The 16,636-nt window shown below is 68.3% G+C and carries 18 protein-coding genes; 9 read left to right on the forward strand and 9 right to left on the reverse strand.

Annotation, left to right across the window (positions count from 1 at the left end; translation table 11 throughout):
- Window positions 1-155 precede the first annotated feature (155 nt).
- A complete protein-coding gene (fbaA, locus tag ACIOSY_RS05430) occupies window positions 156-1,184 on the forward strand; it encodes a class II fructose-bisphosphate aldolase (RefSeq protein ID WP_400850196.1) in 1,029 nt (342 codons plus the stop codon).
- A gap of 68 nt (window positions 1,185-1,252) precedes the next feature.
- Here fbaA and ACIOSY_RS05435 read toward each other — a convergent pair whose 3' ends face one another.
- The 3 genes from ACIOSY_RS05435 to ACIOSY_RS05445 all read right to left on the reverse strand — a co-directional run bounded on the left by ACIOSY_RS05435 (window position 1,253) and on the right by ACIOSY_RS05445 (window position 3,924).
- A complete protein-coding gene (locus tag ACIOSY_RS05435; RefSeq protein WP_400850199.1) occupies window positions 1,253-1,786 on the reverse strand; it encodes a DUF6264 family protein in 534 nt (177 codons plus the stop codon).
- A gap of 264 nt (window positions 1,787-2,050) precedes the next feature.
- The gene (locus ACIOSY_RS05440; RefSeq protein ID WP_400850202.1) at window positions 2,051-2,842 is read right to left on the reverse strand and encodes an IclR family transcriptional regulator; all 792 of its coding nucleotides are present in this window, start codon (window positions 2,840-2,842) and stop codon (window positions 2,051-2,053) included.
- A 2-nt stretch (window positions 2,843-2,844) separates the two neighbouring features.
- Window positions 2,845-3,924 carry a 4-hydroxy-3-methylbut-2-enyl diphosphate reductase gene (locus ACIOSY_RS05445; protein ID WP_400850205.1) on the reverse strand — a complete coding sequence of 360 codons (1,080 nt, stop codon included), beginning with the start codon at window positions 3,922-3,924 and terminating at the stop codon, window positions 2,845-2,847.
- A 77-nt stretch (window positions 3,925-4,001) separates the two neighbouring features.
- On the opposite strand from ACIOSY_RS05445, the gene xseA reads away from it, so the two are divergent.
- Genes xseA through ACIOSY_RS05470 form a run of 5 tightly spaced genes read left to right on the forward strand, consistent with a single transcriptional unit; the run spans window position 4,002 to window position 8,277 of the window.
- On the forward strand, window positions 4,002-5,279 hold the full coding sequence (gene xseA, locus ACIOSY_RS05450; protein WP_400850208.1) for an exodeoxyribonuclease VII large subunit: 1,278 nt from the start codon (window positions 4,002-4,004) through the stop codon (window positions 5,277-5,279).
- Between the two features lie 58 nt (window positions 5,280-5,337).
- Window positions 5,338-5,589: an exodeoxyribonuclease VII small subunit gene (locus ACIOSY_RS05455; RefSeq protein ID WP_400850211.1), complete on the forward strand. Its 252-nt coding sequence runs from the start codon at window positions 5,338-5,340 to the stop codon at window positions 5,587-5,589.
- A complete protein-coding gene (locus ACIOSY_RS05460; protein ID WP_400850214.1) occupies window positions 5,586-6,230 on the forward strand; it encodes a DUF4245 family protein in 645 nt (214 codons plus the stop codon). Before ACIOSY_RS05455 ends, ACIOSY_RS05460 begins: the two co-directional genes overlap by 4 nt.
- Window positions 6,227-6,886, forward strand: a complete 660-nt coding sequence (locus ACIOSY_RS05465) for a carbonic anhydrase (RefSeq protein WP_400850217.1) — start codon at window positions 6,227-6,229, stop codon at window positions 6,884-6,886. The genes ACIOSY_RS05460 and ACIOSY_RS05465 overlap by 4 nt, the downstream gene beginning before the upstream one ends.
- Window positions 6,883-8,277, forward strand: a complete 1,395-nt coding sequence (locus ACIOSY_RS05470) for a class II fumarate hydratase (protein ID WP_400850220.1) — start codon at window positions 6,883-6,885, stop codon at window positions 8,275-8,277. Before ACIOSY_RS05465 ends, ACIOSY_RS05470 begins: the two co-directional genes overlap by 4 nt.
- A 91-nt stretch (window positions 8,278-8,368) precedes the next feature.
- On the opposite strand, the gene ACIOSY_RS05475 is transcribed toward ACIOSY_RS05470, so the two are convergent.
- The 3 genes from ACIOSY_RS05475 to ACIOSY_RS05485 form a co-directional block, all read right to left on the reverse strand.
- Window positions 8,369-9,751: a PhoH family protein gene (locus ACIOSY_RS05475; protein WP_400850223.1), complete on the reverse strand. Its 1,383-nt coding sequence runs from the start codon at window positions 9,749-9,751 to the stop codon at window positions 8,369-8,371.
- 158 nt (window positions 9,752-9,909) lie between these two features.
- Window positions 9,910-11,040, reverse strand: coding sequence for an aminotransferase class V-fold PLP-dependent enzyme (locus ACIOSY_RS05480; RefSeq protein WP_400850226.1), 1,131 nt, complete (start codon window positions 11,038-11,040; stop codon window positions 9,910-9,912).
- A 53-nt stretch (window positions 11,041-11,093) separates the two neighbouring features.
- A complete protein-coding gene (locus ACIOSY_RS05485) occupies window positions 11,094-11,873 on the reverse strand; it encodes an isoprenyl transferase (protein ID WP_400850229.1) in 780 nt (259 codons plus the stop codon).
- Between the two features lie 138 nt (window positions 11,874-12,011).
- Here ACIOSY_RS05485 and ACIOSY_RS05490 point away from each other — a divergent pair, with 138 nt between their 5' ends.
- The gene (locus tag ACIOSY_RS05490) at window positions 12,012-12,716 is read left to right on the forward strand and encodes a hemolysin III family protein (RefSeq protein WP_400850944.1); all 705 of its coding nucleotides are present in this window, start codon (window positions 12,012-12,014) and stop codon (window positions 12,714-12,716) included.
- Between the two features lie 19 nt (window positions 12,717-12,735).
- Here the strand turns inward: ACIOSY_RS05490 and ACIOSY_RS05495 are convergent, their stop codons facing one another.
- On the reverse strand, window positions 12,736-13,020 hold the full coding sequence (locus ACIOSY_RS05495; RefSeq protein ID WP_400850232.1) for a hypothetical protein: 285 nt from the start codon (window positions 13,018-13,020) through the stop codon (window positions 12,736-12,738).
- A gap of 68 nt (window positions 13,021-13,088) precedes the next feature.
- On the opposite strand from ACIOSY_RS05495, the gene ACIOSY_RS05500 reads away from it, so the two are divergent.
- Complete coding sequence (locus ACIOSY_RS05500) at window positions 13,089-13,475, forward strand: DUF4307 domain-containing protein (RefSeq protein WP_400850235.1); 387 nt, start codon at window positions 13,089-13,091, stop codon at window positions 13,473-13,475.
- 96 nt (window positions 13,476-13,571) lie between these two features.
- On the forward strand, window positions 13,572-14,060 hold the full coding sequence (gene greA / locus ACIOSY_RS05505; RefSeq protein ID WP_400850238.1) for a transcription elongation factor GreA: 489 nt from the start codon (window positions 13,572-13,574) through the stop codon (window positions 14,058-14,060).
- 112 nt (window positions 14,061-14,172) lie between these two features.
- Here the strand turns inward: greA and ilvA are convergent, their stop codons facing one another.
- Complete coding sequence (ilvA, locus tag ACIOSY_RS05510) at window positions 14,173-15,402, reverse strand: threonine ammonia-lyase (protein ID WP_400850241.1); 1,230 nt, start codon at window positions 15,400-15,402, stop codon at window positions 14,173-14,175.
- The gene (locus ACIOSY_RS05515; protein WP_400850244.1) at window positions 15,399-16,595 is read right to left on the reverse strand and encodes an AI-2E family transporter; all 1,197 of its coding nucleotides are present in this window, start codon (window positions 16,593-16,595) and stop codon (window positions 15,399-15,401) included. The genes ilvA and ACIOSY_RS05515 overlap by 4 nt, the downstream gene beginning before the upstream one ends.
- Window positions 16,596-16,636: the final 41 nt, after the last annotated feature.

The raw sequence follows: 16,636 nt of genomic DNA on the forward strand, positions 1-16,636 counted from the left end.
TATCGCCGACTTTTTGGCCGCTCACGACGAAGGATTCGCGTTTCTTAACAGGACGAAAGAAGGTGGGGTCCCCCGCTCGCCCCTGCCTCCCGGCATCCTTCGACTCGCCCCGCTAGAGTGACTGCTGTCCCGGCTCACCTAACGCAGGAGTTCTCATGCCCGTCGCCACCCCGGATCAGTACGCAGAAATGCTCGACCGCGCGAAGGCCGGCGGCTTCGCGTACCCCGCTTTCAACGTCTCCAGTTCGCAGACGATCAACTCCGTCCTTCAGGGACTGACCGAGGCCGGCTCCGACGGCATCATCCAGGTCACGACCGGCGGTGCCGACTACTTCGCCGGCCACACGGTCAAGGGCCGCGCCACGGGAGCACTCGCCTTCGCGCGCTTCGCGACCGAGGTCGCCAAGAACTACCCCGTCACCGTGGCCCTCCACACCGACCACTGCCCGAAGGACGCCCTCGCCGGCTTCGTCGAGCCCCTGATCGCCGCCTCCGAAGAAGAGGTCAAGGCCGGACGCAACCCGATCTTCCAGTCCCACATGTGGGACGGCTCGGCCGTGCCGCTCGCCGAGAACATCGAGATCGCCAAGGACCTCCTCCCCCGCATGAAGGCGATCAACGCCATCCTCGAGGTCGAGATCGGTGTCGTCGGCGGCGAAGAAGACGGCGTCACCCACGAAGGCTCGAACGAGGCGCTCTACACGACCTTCGCCGACGTCGACCAGGCCGTGCAGGCACTGGGCCTCGGCGAGCAGGGCCGCTACATCGCCGCCCTCACCTTCGGCAACGTTCACGGCGTGTACAAGCCGGGTGGCGTGAAGCTGCGTCCCGAGCTCCTCGGCGAGATCCAGGCCGAGGTCGCCGCCAAGTACAACACCGGCGCGAAGCCCCTCGACCTCGTGTTCCACGGCGGCTCCGGTTCCACAGACCAGGAGATCGCCACGGCCGTCGCCAACGGTGTCGTCAAGATGAACATCGACACCGACACCCAGTACGCCTACACGCGTGCGATCGCCGACTACATGTTCAAGAACTACGACAGCGTCCTGAAGGTCGACGGCGAGGTCGGCAACAAGAAGCTCTACGACCCCCGCGCCTGGGGCAAGGTCGCCGAGGCTGCGATGGCCGCCCGCGTCGTCGAGTCGACGCGCCAGCTCGGCTCGTACGGCCAGTCGAAGAGCTGACCGCACACCGACCGGATGCACGAAGGGTGCCCTGCCGCGAGGCGGGGCACCCGTCGTCGTCGTACGGCTCAGCCGCCGGAGATGCTGTTCATGTGCGAGACGAAGGCAGGGTCGCCGAGCATCGGCACCGCGATGCAGATCGAGGCGAGGCCGATCGTCACGACCGCGCCGACGAGCGGCACCCACCAGGTGAGTTTTCCGCGGCGGAGGCGCCGGATCGACAGCGCCGACGTGATCGCCCAGCCGGCGACGAGCAGCATCGCGGCGATCGTGCCCCACAGCTTGCCCTGCGCGATGTTGGTGAACTCCCCGTCGACACCGAGGACGGCCAGGGTCTCGTTCATGACGCGGGTCGGGTCGAGGTACGAGAGCCCGCTGACGACGACGTTCACAAGGCCGTAGGCGAGAAGCCCGATCGTCACGAAGCGGTCGACCGGATGCGAGCGTACGGGCGCCGCCTCGACGAGAGCGGATGTCACGGTCGACGCGATCGGCGGCTGCCCTGCGGCCGGGGAGGGCTCCGCCACGGGCGGGAGTCCAGCGGCGCGCCGCTGCTCCTCGGGTGTGGCGAGTTCTCCGTACTGGGGCCGTTGATCGGTCATCCCGCCATGCTAACCGCCTCGCCTGTGGGCTGACGCCCGATGAGACGCTCCGACCGGCGATCGGAGCGGGCCGGAGCGGGAAGAAGGGCGGCCCCGGAGATTTGGGGACTCTCGGGGCCGCGGATTCGGAGCGCTGGGGACGCATCCTCCTCACAATCAGCCGCACAGGGCTGGGGACCCTCATGCGACCAGTAGTGCCGTTATGCACAGACGACTACATCCTCATTGTAGAAAGGGGACGGATGCCGCGCCAGGTGCGGATCTTCAGATAGTGAACTCGGGCGCCGGCTCGCCCTCGGTGAAAGCATCCGCCCCGAGCTGCAGCGACAGCAGCCGGGCCGTTCTCTGCAGCTTCGACACGAGCGAACGATCGACGACCGCTTGATCGGCGGGCAGCGAGATCGCGAGCGACGCGGTGAGGTTGGGCGCGATCACCGGCACGGCGACGCAGGTCGCACCGATGATGTACTCCTCCTGGTCGACCACCCACCCGGTCGTATGCTCGAGCTGCATGAGCAGCGTGCGTCGATTGCTGATCGTGCGGGGAGTGAGTTCTTCGAGAGCGTGCCGCGAGAGATAGTCCAGGCGGTCGTCGTCGGTCAGCTCCGCGAGAATCTGCTTGCCGAGAGCCGTCGCGTGCGCGCTGGACTGCAGACCGACCCAGAGTTCCACGCGAGGATTGCGCTCGGCGTCGACGATGTCAACGAGGTGCATCTCGCCGTCGTCGTAACGGGAGAGGTACGCGGTTGCTCCGATCTCATCGGTCACGGCGCGCAACGCCGTTCGCACGCGTGCGAGGAAGACGCCGCGGGAGTCGATCTCGTGCTGAAAGGTCGGGAATCGTGTGCCGAGCACCAACCCGTCGGGCTCGGCCGCGAGGTATCCCTCGTGGATGAGCGTGCGCACCAGGTTGTATGTGGTGCCCGGGGTGAGGCCGGTGATCGCCGCCAGCATCTTCGGCGGCAGAGGACGCGGGGAGTTGGCGACGATGTCGACCAGGCGAAGAGCCCGCTGCACCGAGCCGATGAGCGTGGGTTCCGGCGCCTCGGCGCGCAAAGCTACGCGCCTCCTCCGGTTGCGCGACCGCCGAGGGCCCGATCGTCGCGCTGGCCCGAGGCGTCGTGGCGCAGCTCCTTCGGCAGGGAGAACATGAGGTCTTCCTCGGCCGTCTTCACCTCTTCGACATCGCGGTAGCCGGCATCGCCGATCGCGTCGAGAACCTCGCGCACGAGGACCTCGGGAACGGAGGCCCCGCTGGTGACGCCGACGGTCTCGACGCCGTCGAGCCACTCCTGCCGGATCTCTTCCGCGTAGTCCACGCGGTACGCCGCCTTGGCGCCGTACTCGAGTGCGACCTCGACCAGGCGGACGCTGTTCGACGAGTTCGATGACCCGACCACGATCACGAGGTCGGCGCCGACGGCGACCTTCTTGATCGCGACCTGGCGGTTCTGCGTGGCGTAGCAGATGTCGTCCGACGGCGGATTCTGGAGTTCCGGGAATCGGGTGCGCAGACGGTTGACGGTCTCCATGGTCTCGTCGACGGAGAGCGTGGTCTGCGAGAGCCAGACGACCTTGTTCGGGTCTTTGACGACGACGGTGTCGGCTTCGGCCGGCGAGTTCACGACGGTGACGTGGTTCGGGGCCTCACCCGCGGTGCCCTCGACCTCTTCGTGCCCTTCGTGGCCGATGAGCAGGATCTCGAAGTCGTCACGTGCGAAGCGCACCGCCTCACGGTGAACCTTCGTCACCAGCGGGCAGGTCGCGTCGATCGCGTGCAGGCCGCGGTCGGATGCTGCGTTCACAACGGCCGGCGAGACGCCGTGCGCGCTGAAGACGACGTGCGCACCCTCGGGGATCTCGTCGACCTCTTCGACGAAGATCGCGCCCTTCTCCTCGAGCTCGGTGACGACGTGGATGTTGTGCACGATCTGCTTGCGCACGTAGACGGGGGCTCCGTAGCGTTCCAGGGCCTTCTCGACGGCCACGACGGCTCGGTCGACGCCGGCGCAGTATCCGCGCGGTGCGGCGAGCAGAACCCGCTTGTGTCCGGCCACCGGGATATCCTGAAGCCGCCCGGCCGCCGCACGCACTCGTGGGAGGCGGGGGATGGGGAGATGAACGGCAGTCGAAGTCACCCCTCGATTCTATCGGCGTCCACCCTGGGGAAGGCCGAGAACCCGCAGTGCACGACAACCTCCAGGGATGAGAGCAGATGACGGTCTTCGAAGCAGCCACCGGTCCCGGCGAGGCGCCGCCCGCAGATGCGGTCGCGCCCCGCGATTCGACGGCGGATGCCCCGACCTCCGTCGCTCGTCTGAATGCGACGATCCGAGACTTCATCGCCCGCTGGAACACGGTGTGGGTCGAGGGCGAGATCACCTCGTGGAACATGCGCGGAGGCAACGTGTTCGCGCGCCTGAAAGACGTGCAGTCCGACGCGCAGATCTCGATCCGGGTGTGGTCGAGCGTGCGCGGGCGCATCCCCTCCGATCTCGGTATCGGCGATCACGTCGTCGCCGCGGTCAAGGCCGACTACTTCGTCAAGGCGGGCGACTTCAGCTTCACCGTCTCGGCGATGAAGCACGTCGGGCTCGGCGACCAGCTCGAGAAACTCGAGAAGCTGCGGGCGCAGCTGCGCCGGGAAGGCCTGTTCGATCCCTCGCGCAAGAAGCGCCTGCCCTTCCTCCCGCACGTCATCGGCCTGATCACGGGCGAGCGATCGGATGCCGAGAAAGACGTGCACCGCAACTCCGAGCTGCGCTGGCCGCAGGTGCGCTTCCGCACCGAGTACGCCGCCGTGCAGGGCGACCGGTGCGTGCCGGAGACCCTCGCCGCTCTGGCCCGTCTCGACGCCGATCCCGACGTCGACGTGATCATCATCGCCCGCGGCGGCGGAGACCCGCAGACGCTGCTGGGCTTCAGCGACGAACGTCTCGTGCGCGCGGTGGCGGCGGCATCCACCCCGATCGTGAGCGCGATCGGGCACGAGAACGATCACCCGCTGCTCGACGATGTCGCGGATCTGCGCGCCTCGACGCCGACGGATGCCGCGAAGCGCGTGGTGCCCGATGTCGGCGAGCAGCGCGCGTTGATCGCCCAGTTGCGCTCACGGGCCACGACGCGGCTCACGCAGCGGTTGTCGCACGACATCGCCCAACTGGAACAGCTGCGGTCGAGGCCGGTGCTGCGCTCCCCCGCCCCGATCATCGATGCGCGGGCTCAGGAGCTCTGGCTGCTGCTGTCGCGCGGACGCGACACGCTCACGCGTCGTCTCGACCTCGCCGGCCGGCGCACGAGCGAGCTGCGCGCATCGCTGCGTGCGCTCTCGCCGGCGGCGACGCTGGCGCGCGGCTACGCCATCGCGCATCTCGACGGCGGCGTCATCCTGCGCGATGCGGCGGATGCTCCGGCCGGCACTCCCCTGACGATCACGGTCGACAAGGGCTCGATCGCCGCACGGTCGGACGGCGAGATCGCCGAAGCACCGTGACCCCGGGCCGCCTGCGGCCCCGATCACCGATGAGGGTGGCACGCCGTAGGATGGAGGAGTGAGCGCGCTGAACGAAACCCCCGTCGAGACGCTGACGTTCGAGGCCGCCCGAGACGAGCTCGTCACGGTCGTCGCAGAACTCGAACAGGGCTCTCCGACGCTGGAGCATTCGCTGGCCCTCTGGGAGCGTGGCGAGGCACTCGCCGCCCGCTGCGAAGAATGGCTGCTGGGTGCGAAGCGTCGCCTCGATGCGGCCCGCTCGGCCGCCGACGACGCCGCCGAGCGCACGTCGGACGAGGACGAGTCGTGAACAAGCCGGCTCCGATCGTCGCCGAACTCGGCCGTCCCGAGACGCCCGAAGAGACCGCGGCCCGCAAAGCCGCGTCGAGCAAGGCCTACCGATCGAGCCAGACCGTGCGCAGCCTCATCGCCGCGCTGCTGGCGACCCTCGCCATCCTCGCCGTGATCATCTTCGCCGTGCCGCGCGGTGAGCCGACCGCTGCCGAGGAGATCGACCTCACCGGTATCGCCGCCGACGTCGAGTCGACGATGGACAGCGCGGTGATCGTTCCGGATCTGGGCAGTTTCTGGCGGGTCAACGCCGCCGAGCTGCAGGGCGGCGCCACGGTCGTCTGGGACATCACCCTCGCTCCGTCCGCCGATGACGAGCGCGGATTCATCAAGGTCGCGCAGGCGTTCGACGCCGACTCGAAGTGGGCGCCGCAACGTCTCGGCGGCACCGCGGCGACCGACACCGTGACTGTCGGCGGGATCGAGTGGGACGTCTTCACGCCCAGCGACTCCGCTGCCAACCAGAACATCTCCTATGCACTCGGCACTCAGGCCGGCGACGACTACGTGCTGCTCTACGGCTCGCGTTCCGCCGATTCCACCGCCGAACTCGCCGAATCTCTCGTTCCCCAGATCCGCGCCCTCTCGGAGGCTTCATGACGCACGATCTCACTCCCGCCGCCGCGTGGAAGCAGATGCAGGACGGAAACCGTCGATTCGTCGACGACGAGCCACGGCACCCGAACCAAGACGTCGCGCGGCGCAAGAACCTCGCGCAGGCGCAGAACCCGGTCGCCACGCTCTTCGGATGCTCGGACTCGCGTCTGGCCGCCGAGATCATCTTCGACCTCGGCCTCGGCGACCTCTTCGTGGTGCGCAACGCCGGTCAGGTCATCGGCGAATCGATCGTCGGCAGCCTGGAGTATGCCGTTGCGGTGCTGAAGGTTCCGCTGATCGTCGTTCTCGCGCACGACTCGTGCGGCGCGGTCCGCGCCGCGATCGACGGCACCGCGATCGACGCGAGTCCCCTGCCGCCGCACATCTGGAAGCTGATCTCGCCGATCGTGCCCGCGGCCCGCAAGGTGCTCGCCGCGAACGGCGGAACGACCGTCGACGAGATCGACGCCGAACTCGTCGGACAGGAGCACCTGCGCAACACCGTCGCAGATCTGCTGCAGTCGTCCGAACTGATCAGCGACGCCGTCGCCGAAGGCCGTCTGGGCATCGTCGGCGCCAACTACCGTCTGGCTGAGGGCACGGCCGTGCCCGTCATCACCGTGGGGATCGACCCCGAACCGCAGGAGGGATCGGAATGACCGACACCGAGTACCGCATCGAGCACGACACCATGGGTGAAGTGCGAGTGCCCGTGAACGCGCTCTATGGAGCGCAGACGCAGCGCGCCGTGGAGAACTTCCCGATCTCGGGCAAGGGGCTGGAGTCGACGCAGATCGCCGCCCTCGCACGGATCAAGAAGGCTGCCGCCCTCGCGAACAAAGAACTCGGCACGCTCGACGGCGCCATCGCCGACGCCATCGCTCAGGCTGCCGACCAGGTCGCCGCAGGCGCCCACGACGGCGAGTTCCCGGTCGACACGTACCAGACCGGTTCGGGCACCTCGTCGAACATGAACATGAACGAGGTGCTCGCAACGCTCGCGACGCGCATCCTCGGCGCGAACGTGCACCCCAACGACCACGTGAACGCCTCGCAGTCGTCGAACGACGTGTTCCCGACCTCCGTGCACATCGCTGTGACGCAGGCGCTCATCGACACGCTCATCCCCGCACTCGACCACCTCGCGGTGGCCCTCGAGGCCAAGGCGGAGCTGTGGAAGGACGCCGTCAAGTCCGGTCGCACCCACCTGATGGATGCGACGCCCGTCACGCTCGGCCAGGAGTTCGGTGGTTACGCCCGCCAGGTGCGCCTCGGCATCGAGCGTGTGCAGTCCGCACTCCCCCGCGTCGCCGAGGTGCCGCTGGGCGGCACGGCCGTGGGCACCGGCATCAACACGCCTCTCGGATTCCCGCAGAAGGTCATCGCGCTGCTCGCGGCCGAGACCGAGCTGCCGATCACCGAGGCGAAGGACCACTTCGAGGCGCAGGCCAACCGCGATGGTCTCGTCGAGGCATCCGGCGCCCTGCGCACCATCGCGGTCTCGCTGACGAAGATCAACAACGACCTGCGCTGGATGGGATCGGGCCCCAACACGGGTCTCGGCGAACTGCACATCCCCGACTTGCAGCCCGGCTCCTCGATCATGCCCGGCAAGGTCAACCCGGTCGTTCCCGAGGCCGTGCTGATGGTGTGCGCCCGCGTGATCGGCAACGACGCGACCGTGGCGTGGGCCGGAGCATCCGGTTCGTTCGAGCTGAACGTCGCCATCCCGGTCATGGGAACGGCGCTTCTCGAGTCGATCCGTCTGCTGTCGAACGCCTCACGCGTGCTCGCCGACAAGACGATCGACGGCCTGCAGGCGAACGTCGAGCGCGCAGCGGCATTCGCGGGCATGAGCCCGTCGATCGTCACCCCGCTGAACAAGCTCATCGGCTACGAGGCCGCGGCGAAGATCGCGAAGCACTCCGTGGCCAACGGCATCACCGTGCGCGATGCGGTCATCGATCTCGGTTACGTCGAGCGCGGCGACCTCACGCTGGAGCAGCTCGACGAGAAGCTCGACCTGCTCTCGATGACGCACCCGGGCTGAATCCCGTCAGACGCAGAACGCCGGCCTCCTTCGGGGGCCGGCGTTCTGCGTTTCCACGGCGATGCGATCCCGCGAGCCGTGTCGGGCGGAGCTAGCTCAGCTCGCCGCCTTCGAGGAGTTCCGTGACCAGCGCGGCGATCGCGGAGCGCTCGGAGCGCATGAGCGTCACGTGCGCGAAGAGGTCGTGGCCCTTGAGCGTCTCGATCACGCTGGCGATGCCGTCGTGCCGACCGACGCGGAGGTTGTCGCGCTGGCCCACGTCGTGCGTCAGGATGACCCGCGAGTTCTGCCCCATGCGGCTCAACACCGTCAGCAGCACGTTGCGTTCGAGCGACTGCGCCTCGTCGACGATCACGAAGGCGTCGTGCAGCGAGCGTCCGCGGATGTGCGTCAGCGGGAGCACCTCGAGGATGCCCCGTTCGACGATCTCCTCCACCACGTTGCCGGAGACCACGGACCCGAGCGTGTCGAAGACCGCTTGACCCCACGGCCCCATCTTCTCGCCCTGGTCACCGGGCAGGTAGCCGAGCTCCTGCCCGCCCACGGCGAACAGCGGTCGGAAGACGATGATCTTCTTCTGCTGCTGCCGTTCGAGCACCGCTTCGAGACCCGCGCACAGCGCCAGCGCCGACTTGCCGGTGCCCGCGCGACCACCGAGCGACACGATGCCGATCTCAGGGTCGGTGAGGAGGTCGATCGCGATGCGCTGCTCGGCCGAGCGCCCGTGCATACCGAAGACGTCGCGGTCGCCGCGGACGAGCTTGTACTCCCCGTCGCCGGTGACTCGTCCGAGGGCGGAGCCACGCTCGGAGTGGATGATGAGTCCGGTGTTCACGGGAATCCCCCGCGCGTCTTCGCTGAGGCCCACCTCGCTCTCGTAGAGGTCGCTGATGTCGTCGCCCGACAGGTCGAGCGACGCGATCCCGGTCCAGCCGGAGTCGATGGCCTGTTCTGCGAGGTATTCCTCGGCCCGCAGACCGAGAGATGCAGCCTTGACGCGCATCGGCAGGTCCTTCGAGACGATCGTGACCTCTTGTCCGTCCTGCGACAGGTGCATCGCGACCGAGAGGATGCGGGTGTCGTTGTCGCTGAGACGGATGCCGGCCGGCAGCACCGACGCGTCGGTGTTGCCGAGTTCGACGCGGAGCGTGCCGCCTTCGCCCACCTCGACGGGGAAGTCGAGTCGGCCGTGCTCGACGCGGAGGTCGTCGAGGTGCCGGAGGGCCTGACGGGCGAAGTAGCCGATCTCCGGGTCGTGGCGCTTGCCCTCGAGTTCGGTGATCACCACGACGGGGATCACCACCGAGTGCTCCGCGAATCGGAAGAACGCCTGCGGATCACTCAGCAGTACCGACGTGTCGAGCACGTAGGTGCGAAGATCCTGATCCGGATCTGCTGACGTGGCCCGCCTCGTCGTCTGACGGGTGGACTGCTGCGCGGTGCTGGTGGACTGCTGCGCTGTACGTGAGGTCACGACCCACTCCCGACCCGGGAAATCCCGGCTATTCGAACGAGTCGACCAGGGGGTCACGAGTCGTTTGCCTGTGGCCGACCCGACCGGGCTCCGTGCCCGATGACTTGAAACTAAGACCTGCCGCCGACATTTGCCCGGCTCGACACGCCAGCGATTCGTTACGCGCTGATGAACGTCTCGTTGCCGAATCCGGCGAGAGCGTCGTCGAGCATCCGAATGGTCTCGGCATCGGTCCCGGCGTGCGGGGCGACGCGCACGGCCGCGCCCCGCGCCGTCGCCACGACTCCGGCGTTGGCCAGCGCCGCTGCCAGGCGCGCGGGCTCCGAGGGGGCGAGTGCCACGATCCCCGCCCGCTGCGCGCGTTCGCGGGGCGAGCTGACGGCGATGCCGTGACGGTCCGCGATCTCGATGATCGCATCGACGTGCGCGGCGATACGCGCTTCGATCTCCCCCACGCCGGCGTCGCGCACGGTACGGGCGCCGACGGCCAGGCGCCCTGCGGCGAGGGTGTCGGGGCCGCTCACCGTGAAGGCGCGAGCGGATGCTGCAGGAGCGGGGCGATCGTCAACGGGGAGCCCCTCCCCAGTGGCGCCCGTGATACCGCTGAGGACGGGGACGATCCGCTCCCGCGCGCGGGGCGAGAACCAGGCGAACGCCGTGCCCCTCCCCGCTCGCAGCCACTTGTAGCCGTGGCCGACGACCACGTCTGCCACGGAGAAGTCCTCGTCGACGATCCCGAACGACTGCACGGCATCGACGATGAGCAGACGGTCCGGGCCGATGACGTCGCGCAGCGCGGCGAGATCGGCTCGATATCCCGTGCGGAAGTCGACATGACTCACGGCCAGCGCGCCGACCTCGTCGTCGAGCGCCTCGGCGACGGCATCCGGCGTGACCCTGCCGTCATCCGGCGTCAGCCAGCGTGCGACCAGCGAACCCTGCGACAGAGCAGCCGCCCGTTCGAGCGTGAGGCTGACGCTCGGGAACTCCGCCGTCGACGCGATCACCGCTCCCGACAGGCCGTACAGCGCGTGTGCGAGACCCTGTGTCGATGACGGCTGCACGGTGACATCGGCGGCGTCAGCGCCCAGCAGCTGCGCCACGACCTCCTGCGCCTGAGCGACGCGCTCCGCGACGAGGGCGAGTGAGGAGGGGCGCCCGCTCCCCAGCAGGTCGGCATCGGCGAACACCTCTTCGCGCACCGAGGGCGAGAGAGGTCCGAAGGCGGCCCAGTTGAGATAGCCGGGCTCGCTGTCGAAGGTCGCGAGATAGTCGTCGATGGTGTTCACCGAGTAAGTCTGGCACGGCGCGTCGGGCGCACCGATACTCTGGCTCGCGGCCGTCAGCGCCCGTATCTGCGGTCGCGGTCCGCGAAGTCGCGGATCGCGCGCAGGAAGTCGACCTCGCGCAGATCGGGTCCGAGGGCCTCGACGAAATAGAACTCGCTGTGCGCGCTCTGCCAGAGCAGGAAGTCGCTCAGACGCTGCTCGCCGCTCGTGCGGATGACCAGATCGGGATCAGGCTGCCCACCGGTGTAGAGGTGTTCGCCGATCATCTCGGGGGTCAGCTGGATGGCAAGATCTTCCATCGTGCCGCCGGAGGCCTCGTGCTTCATCAGGATGCTGCGCACGGCATCGACGATCTCATTGCGTCCGCCGTAGCCCACCGCGAGATTCACGTGCAGCCCGGTGTGGTCCTTCGTGCGTTCCTCGGCCTCGGCGAGCACCCGCGCGAGTTCCGGAGGGAGGATGTCTGAGCGGCCCACGTGCTTGACCCGCCAGTTGCCCTCGCGCGACAAGCTCTCGGCGAGTTCCGCGATGATCTCGATGAGGTCGGCGAGCTCTGCGGAGTCCCGCTTGAGGAGGTTGTCGCTCGACAGCAGGTACAGCGAGACGACGCGCACGCCGAGTTCGTCGCACCAGCCGAGGAACTCGCGCATCTTCACCGCGCCGGCCCGGTGGCCATGCGCCGGCGTCGCGTACCCCAGCTGACGAGCCCACCGGCGGTTGCCGTCGATCATCATGGCGATATGGTGCGGAACGGACGCCAGATCCAGATGGCGGCGCAGCCTTTTGCTGTAGAGCCGGTACAGCGGCCCTCGCCCCTGGTTATCCCGTGACATCACCTTCCTACGCTACCTTGTCGACCGCCCATCGTCCGGTGCGGATGCTGAGCGAATGTACGGCTCGCGGAATACCGGCGCGCATAGAGTGTGCAGGTGAGCACTCCCGACGACGCGCCCGTAGACGCGGGCCCCGATCTGCCCCAGCTGCCCCTCGTCGAAGCCGCCGCCGCCGATGCCGCGGTCGACGTGAAGCCGACCTGGCGAGGATGGATCCACGCCGGCACGTTCCCCGTCGCCGTCGTGGTGGGCATCGTGCTCATCGTGGTCGCCCAGGGGGCGCCGGCGAAGTGGGCCGCGGTCGTCTTCATGACCTCCTCGCTGCTCCTCTTCGGCAACTCGGCGATCTACCACCGCTTCGAGGGCAGCCCGAAGATCAAGGCCACCCTCAAGCGCATCGACCATGCGAACATCCTGCTGCTGATCGCAGGCACCTACACCCCGCTCGCGACGCTCGCGCTCCCGCCCGAGAAGGGCGCTCTGCTGCTCTACCTCGTCTGGGGCGGAGCGCTGCTCGGCATCCTGTTCCGCGTGTTCTGGATCAATGCGCCGCGCTGGCTGTACGTGGCGCTGTACCTGCTGCTCGGCTGGGCCGCGGTGATGTACATGGGCGACCTGTTGGCCGCGAACGTGACGATGATGCTGCTCGTCATCATCGGGGGCCTGCTCTACACGGGCGGCGCCGTCGTCTACGCGGTGAAGAAGCCCAACCCGTGGCCCGGACACTTCGGTTTCCACGAGATCTTCCACGTATGCACCGTGCTGGCGTTCCTCTGCCACTGGGCGGCGTGCCTGTTGATCGCGATCGCTCCGCTGACCCCCTCGCTGGGATCGCCCGGCTGAGCCGAGCGCCCGGGGGCGGTCAGGTCGTTCGCGGGTCGTCGTCTCCCTCGCGCACGATCGGCAGGTCGGCATCCGTCTCGGTGGCCTCGTCGGCCGCGCGGGCGGCTTCTTCGGCATCGAGCTCGTCGCGCACCTCTTCGCGGTACCGCACTCGGCGGATGCGACGGTTCATGTCCCAGATCAGCAGGATCACGGCGATCAGGATGACGACGATCGCTGCGAACCCGACGAAGCCCGGAGTGACGGTCTCGGGATCGACCGTCATCGTCGGCGTCGGCATCGGGGTCTCGGACAGAGCGAGCATGAATCGGCCTTTCGTACGCAGGTCGCATAACCTGGTCATACCAGCCTAACGATCGGAAGACCCCCGCCGTGACGACCCCTGAGCAGCTCGACGAACGCTACGGCCGCACGCGCGCGCGGCGCACCCCGTGGATCATCGCGGGCGCCATCGCCGTTCTCGCCGTCGGTGCGTACGGATGGATGACGGTGACCCAGTCGATGAACTCGGTCGACGCCGACGATCTCGGATACGAGCTGGTCGACGAGCACTCCGTGGACGTGCGTTTCCAGATCACCGGGGTGCAGGGCAAAGACGTCGTCTGCATCGTCGAGGCCCTCGACGAGGAGTTCGGCGTGGTGGGGTGGAAGGTCATCGAGATTCCCGCCGGAGACAGTCACTCACAGGCTCTCGCGGCCACGATCCCCACCGTCTCGGCCGCCACGACAGGTTTGGTGAACACCTGCTGGGTCGCTTAGACTCGACGCAGACAGACGACGCCCTGGCACGTGCCGGGGCGTCTTGGCATATCCCCCGCCGCGTGCGGGCGCGATACCGAAAGAAGGAGCTTCGTCATGTCCACCGACGCTCAGGTTCCCTTCCTCACGCAGGAAGCGTACGACCGTCTCGTCGCCGAGCTGGAGCACCTCTCGACCACGGGTCGCGAGGAGATCGCGAAGCGCATCGAGGCTGCTCGCGAAGAGGGCGATCTCAAGGAGAACGGCGGCTATCACGCCGCGAAGGACGAGCAGGGCAAGCAGGAAGCCCGCATCCGCACCCTCGAGAACCTGCTGAAGACCGCGAAGGTCGGCGAGGCTCCGGCCAGCCGCGGTATCGTCGAGCCCGGCACGGTCGTCACCGCGCTCGTGGCCGGTGGCGAAGAGGTCTTCCTCCTCGGCAGCCGCGAGATCGCCGTCGGCAGCGATCTCGACGTCTACAGCGAGGCCAGCCCGCTGGGCCAGGCGATCCTCGGCCTGAAGGTGGGCGAGAAGTCGTCGTACGAGGCTCCGAACGGCCGCTCGATCGCCGTCGAGATCGTCAACGTCGAGACCTACACCGGCTGACATTCCCGATACGCAGAGCGCCCCTCCGTCTTTCGAGTCGGAGGGGCGCTCTCGTTTCGTGGCCGAGTCGAACCGCCTCCGCCCCGTCGACGGGGCGGAGCCTGCCGACGGGTCAGTCCGGAACGACGAGCGGCTCGAAGCCCTCGCGCCGCAGGGTGTCGAGCGTGCGCTCCGAATGCTCGGGCCCGCGCGTCTCGACGCTGAGCTCGAGGATGACGTCGCTGATCTGGAGTCCGTGCCCATGACGGGTGTGCATGGCCTCGATGACGTTGGCACCGGCCTCGGCGATGAGCTCCGACACCCGCGCGAGCTGGCCCGGGCGGTCGGGCAGGGGGATGCGGATGGTGAGGTAGCGCCCGGAGGCGGCGAGTCCGTGCGAGACGACGCGCTGCAGCAGGAGCGGATCGATGTTTCCGCCCGAGAGGATCGCCATGGTGGTGCCGGTGGCGGAGATCTTGCCCGCGAGGATCGCCGCGACTCCGGCAGCACCGGCCGGCTCGACGACGACCTTGGCCTGTTCGAGGAGCACGAGGATGGCCCGGGCGAGATCGTCGTCGGTCACGGTGACGACCTCGTCGACGTACTCCTTGATGATGTCGAATGGGATCGCCCCCGGACGTGCGACGAGGATTCCGTCGGCGATCGTCGGCCGTGTGACGATGTCGACGGGATGCCCCGCGACCAGTGAGGGCGGCACGGCGGCGGCGTTCTCGGCCTGCACGCCGATGATGCGCACGGTGCGGCCGAGCTCGGCGGCACGGGCCTTCACTGCGGCGGCGACGCCGGCGATGAGCCCGCCCCCGCCGATGCCGAGCACGATCGTCTCGACGTCGGGTGCGTCGGCGAGAAGCTCCAGTCCGAGCGTTCCCTGGCCGATCACCACATCGCGGTGGTCGAACGGAGGGATGAGCACGGCGCCGGTTCGTTCGGCGTACTCGGCGGCGAGACGCAGCGACGTGGCGACGGTCTCGCCCTCGAGCACGACCTCCGCCCCGTATCCGCGGGTCGCGAGCAGCTTCGGGACCGGCACGCCCAGGGGCATGAAGATCGTGGCCGCGATGCCGAGCTCCTGCGCGGCGAGAGCGACGCCCTGGGCGTGGTTGCCGGCGGATGCCGCGACCACGCCGCGAGAGCGCTCCTCGGCGCTCAGGCGCGACAGCCGGTAGGCCGCGCCGCGGATCTTGAACGAGCCCGTGCGCTGCAGGTTCTCCATCTTGAGCAGGACCGGTGCCCCGAGAATGTCGGAGAGGACGCGGGAGGGCAGCGTCGGCGTGTGTGAAATCACCTCAGCCAGACTCTGAGCGGCGTGCTCGAACTCGGTCAGGCTGGGGACTTCGCTCATCGATTCCTCCGTCTCCGCTGTCGCGGAACTGTGCTCCAGATTAGGTCTGCGTTCGGTTGATCGCCCGTGCGCCACGAGCCGGTGCTGATCGTCACGGCGACGACGTTCACGAAGGCGGCGAGCGGCACGGCGAAGAGGGCGCCGGGGATGCCCCCGACCATCGCTCCACCCGCGACCACCAGCACGACGGCGAGCGGATGCACCTTCACAGCGGATCCCATCAGGATCGGCTGCAGGACGTGTCCTTCGAGCTGCTGTACGCCGAGAACGACGAGGAGCATCGCGAGTGCGATCCAGACGCCGTTGTAGACGAGGGCGAGCAGCACCGCGATGGCACCGGTCACCACGGCACCGACGATCGGCACGAAGGATCCGAGGAAGACGAGGACCGCGACGGGGAGAGCCATCGGCACCCCGAGGATCGCCGCGCCGACGCCGATGCCGACCGCGTCGATCGCTGCGACGAGCAGCTGTGTGCGTGCGTAGTTGACGATCGTGCCCCACCCGTTGCGGCCGGCGCCGTCGGCCGCGGGACGTGCGGCCTTCGGGAAGAGACGCAGGGTCCAACGCCAGATTCCCGCGCCGTCGGCGAGGAGGCAGATGAGGATGAAGAGCGAGAGCACCGCGCCGGTGGCGACGTGCGCTGCGGTGGTGCCGACCGCCAGCGCACCGTTGAGCAGAAGCTGTGCCTGCTCGTTGACGAGCGCGAAGCCCTGGTCGATGTAGTCCTGGATCTGCTTCTCGGTGAGATGCAGCGGTCCCTCGAGCAGGAACTGGCGGAACTGCTCGACGGCTGCGCCCGTGCGCGCCTGCACGTCGGGGAGCTGCGCGCGGATCTGCCACACGACGAGCCAGATGAGAGTGGTGACGATGGCGATGGTGCCGAGGATGGAGATCGCCACGGCGGCCCACCGTGGGAACCGGTGCCGGAGCATCCATCCGAACGCGGGCCAGAGCAGCGCGGTGATCAGGATTCCCACGAGAAGCGGGATCACGAGGAGCTTGAGCTGGATGACGATCCAGATGATCCCGGCCACAGCGGCGGCGATCAGCAGCATGCGCCAGGCGTACGCCGCCGTGATGCGCAGGGGAAGCGGAACGGCCTCATCGGCCTGCGTCGACACCGTCCGGTCGGTGGAGACCGGGCGCGGACGGAAGAGATCTCTCAGCCGTGGTCGCTGCTCGTCGCTCATCGCCCAAGTCTACGGCGATCCGCCCGGCGTCAGATCCCTGT

The sequence above is a fragment of the Microbacterium sp. NPDC087665 genome (genome assembly GCF_044743285.1).
Lineage (GTDB): Bacteria > Actinomycetota > Actinomycetes > Actinomycetales > Microbacteriaceae > Microbacterium.

What these genes read in the sequence shown, in the direction of transcription:
- fbaA (WP_400850196.1), top strand. Translation starts at nt 156, where the DNA reads ATGCCCGTCGCCACCCCGGATCAGTACGCAGAAATGCTCGACCGCGCG.
- ACIOSY_RS05435 (WP_400850199.1), bottom strand. Translation starts at nt 1,786, where the DNA reads ATGACCGATCAACGGCCCCAGTACGGAGAACTCGCCACACCCGAGGAG.
- xseA (WP_400850208.1), top strand. Translation starts at nt 4,002, where the DNA reads ATGACGGTCTTCGAAGCAGCCACCGGTCCCGGCGAGGCGCCGCCCGCA.
- ACIOSY_RS05465 (WP_400850217.1), top strand. Translation starts at nt 6,227, where the DNA reads ATGACGCACGATCTCACTCCCGCCGCCGCGTGGAAGCAGATGCAGGAC.
- ACIOSY_RS05470 (WP_400850220.1), top strand. Translation starts at nt 6,883, where the DNA reads ATGACCGACACCGAGTACCGCATCGAGCACGACACCATGGGTGAAGTG.
- ACIOSY_RS05485 (WP_400850229.1), bottom strand. Translation starts at nt 11,873, where the DNA reads ATGTCACGGGATAACCAGGGGCGAGGGCCGCTGTACCGGCTCTACAGC.
- ACIOSY_RS05495 (WP_400850232.1), bottom strand. Translation starts at nt 13,020, where the DNA reads ATGCTCGCTCTGTCCGAGACCCCGATGCCGACGCCGACGATGACGGTC.
- greA (WP_400850238.1), top strand. Translation starts at nt 13,572, where the DNA reads ATGTCCACCGACGCTCAGGTTCCCTTCCTCACGCAGGAAGCGTACGAC.
- ilvA (WP_400850241.1), bottom strand. Translation starts at nt 15,402, where the DNA reads ATGAGCGAAGTCCCCAGCCTGACCGAGTTCGAGCACGCCGCTCAGAGT.
- ACIOSY_RS05515 (WP_400850244.1), bottom strand. Translation starts at nt 16,595, where the DNA reads ATGAGCGACGAGCAGCGACCACGGCTGAGAGATCTCTTCCGTCCGCGC.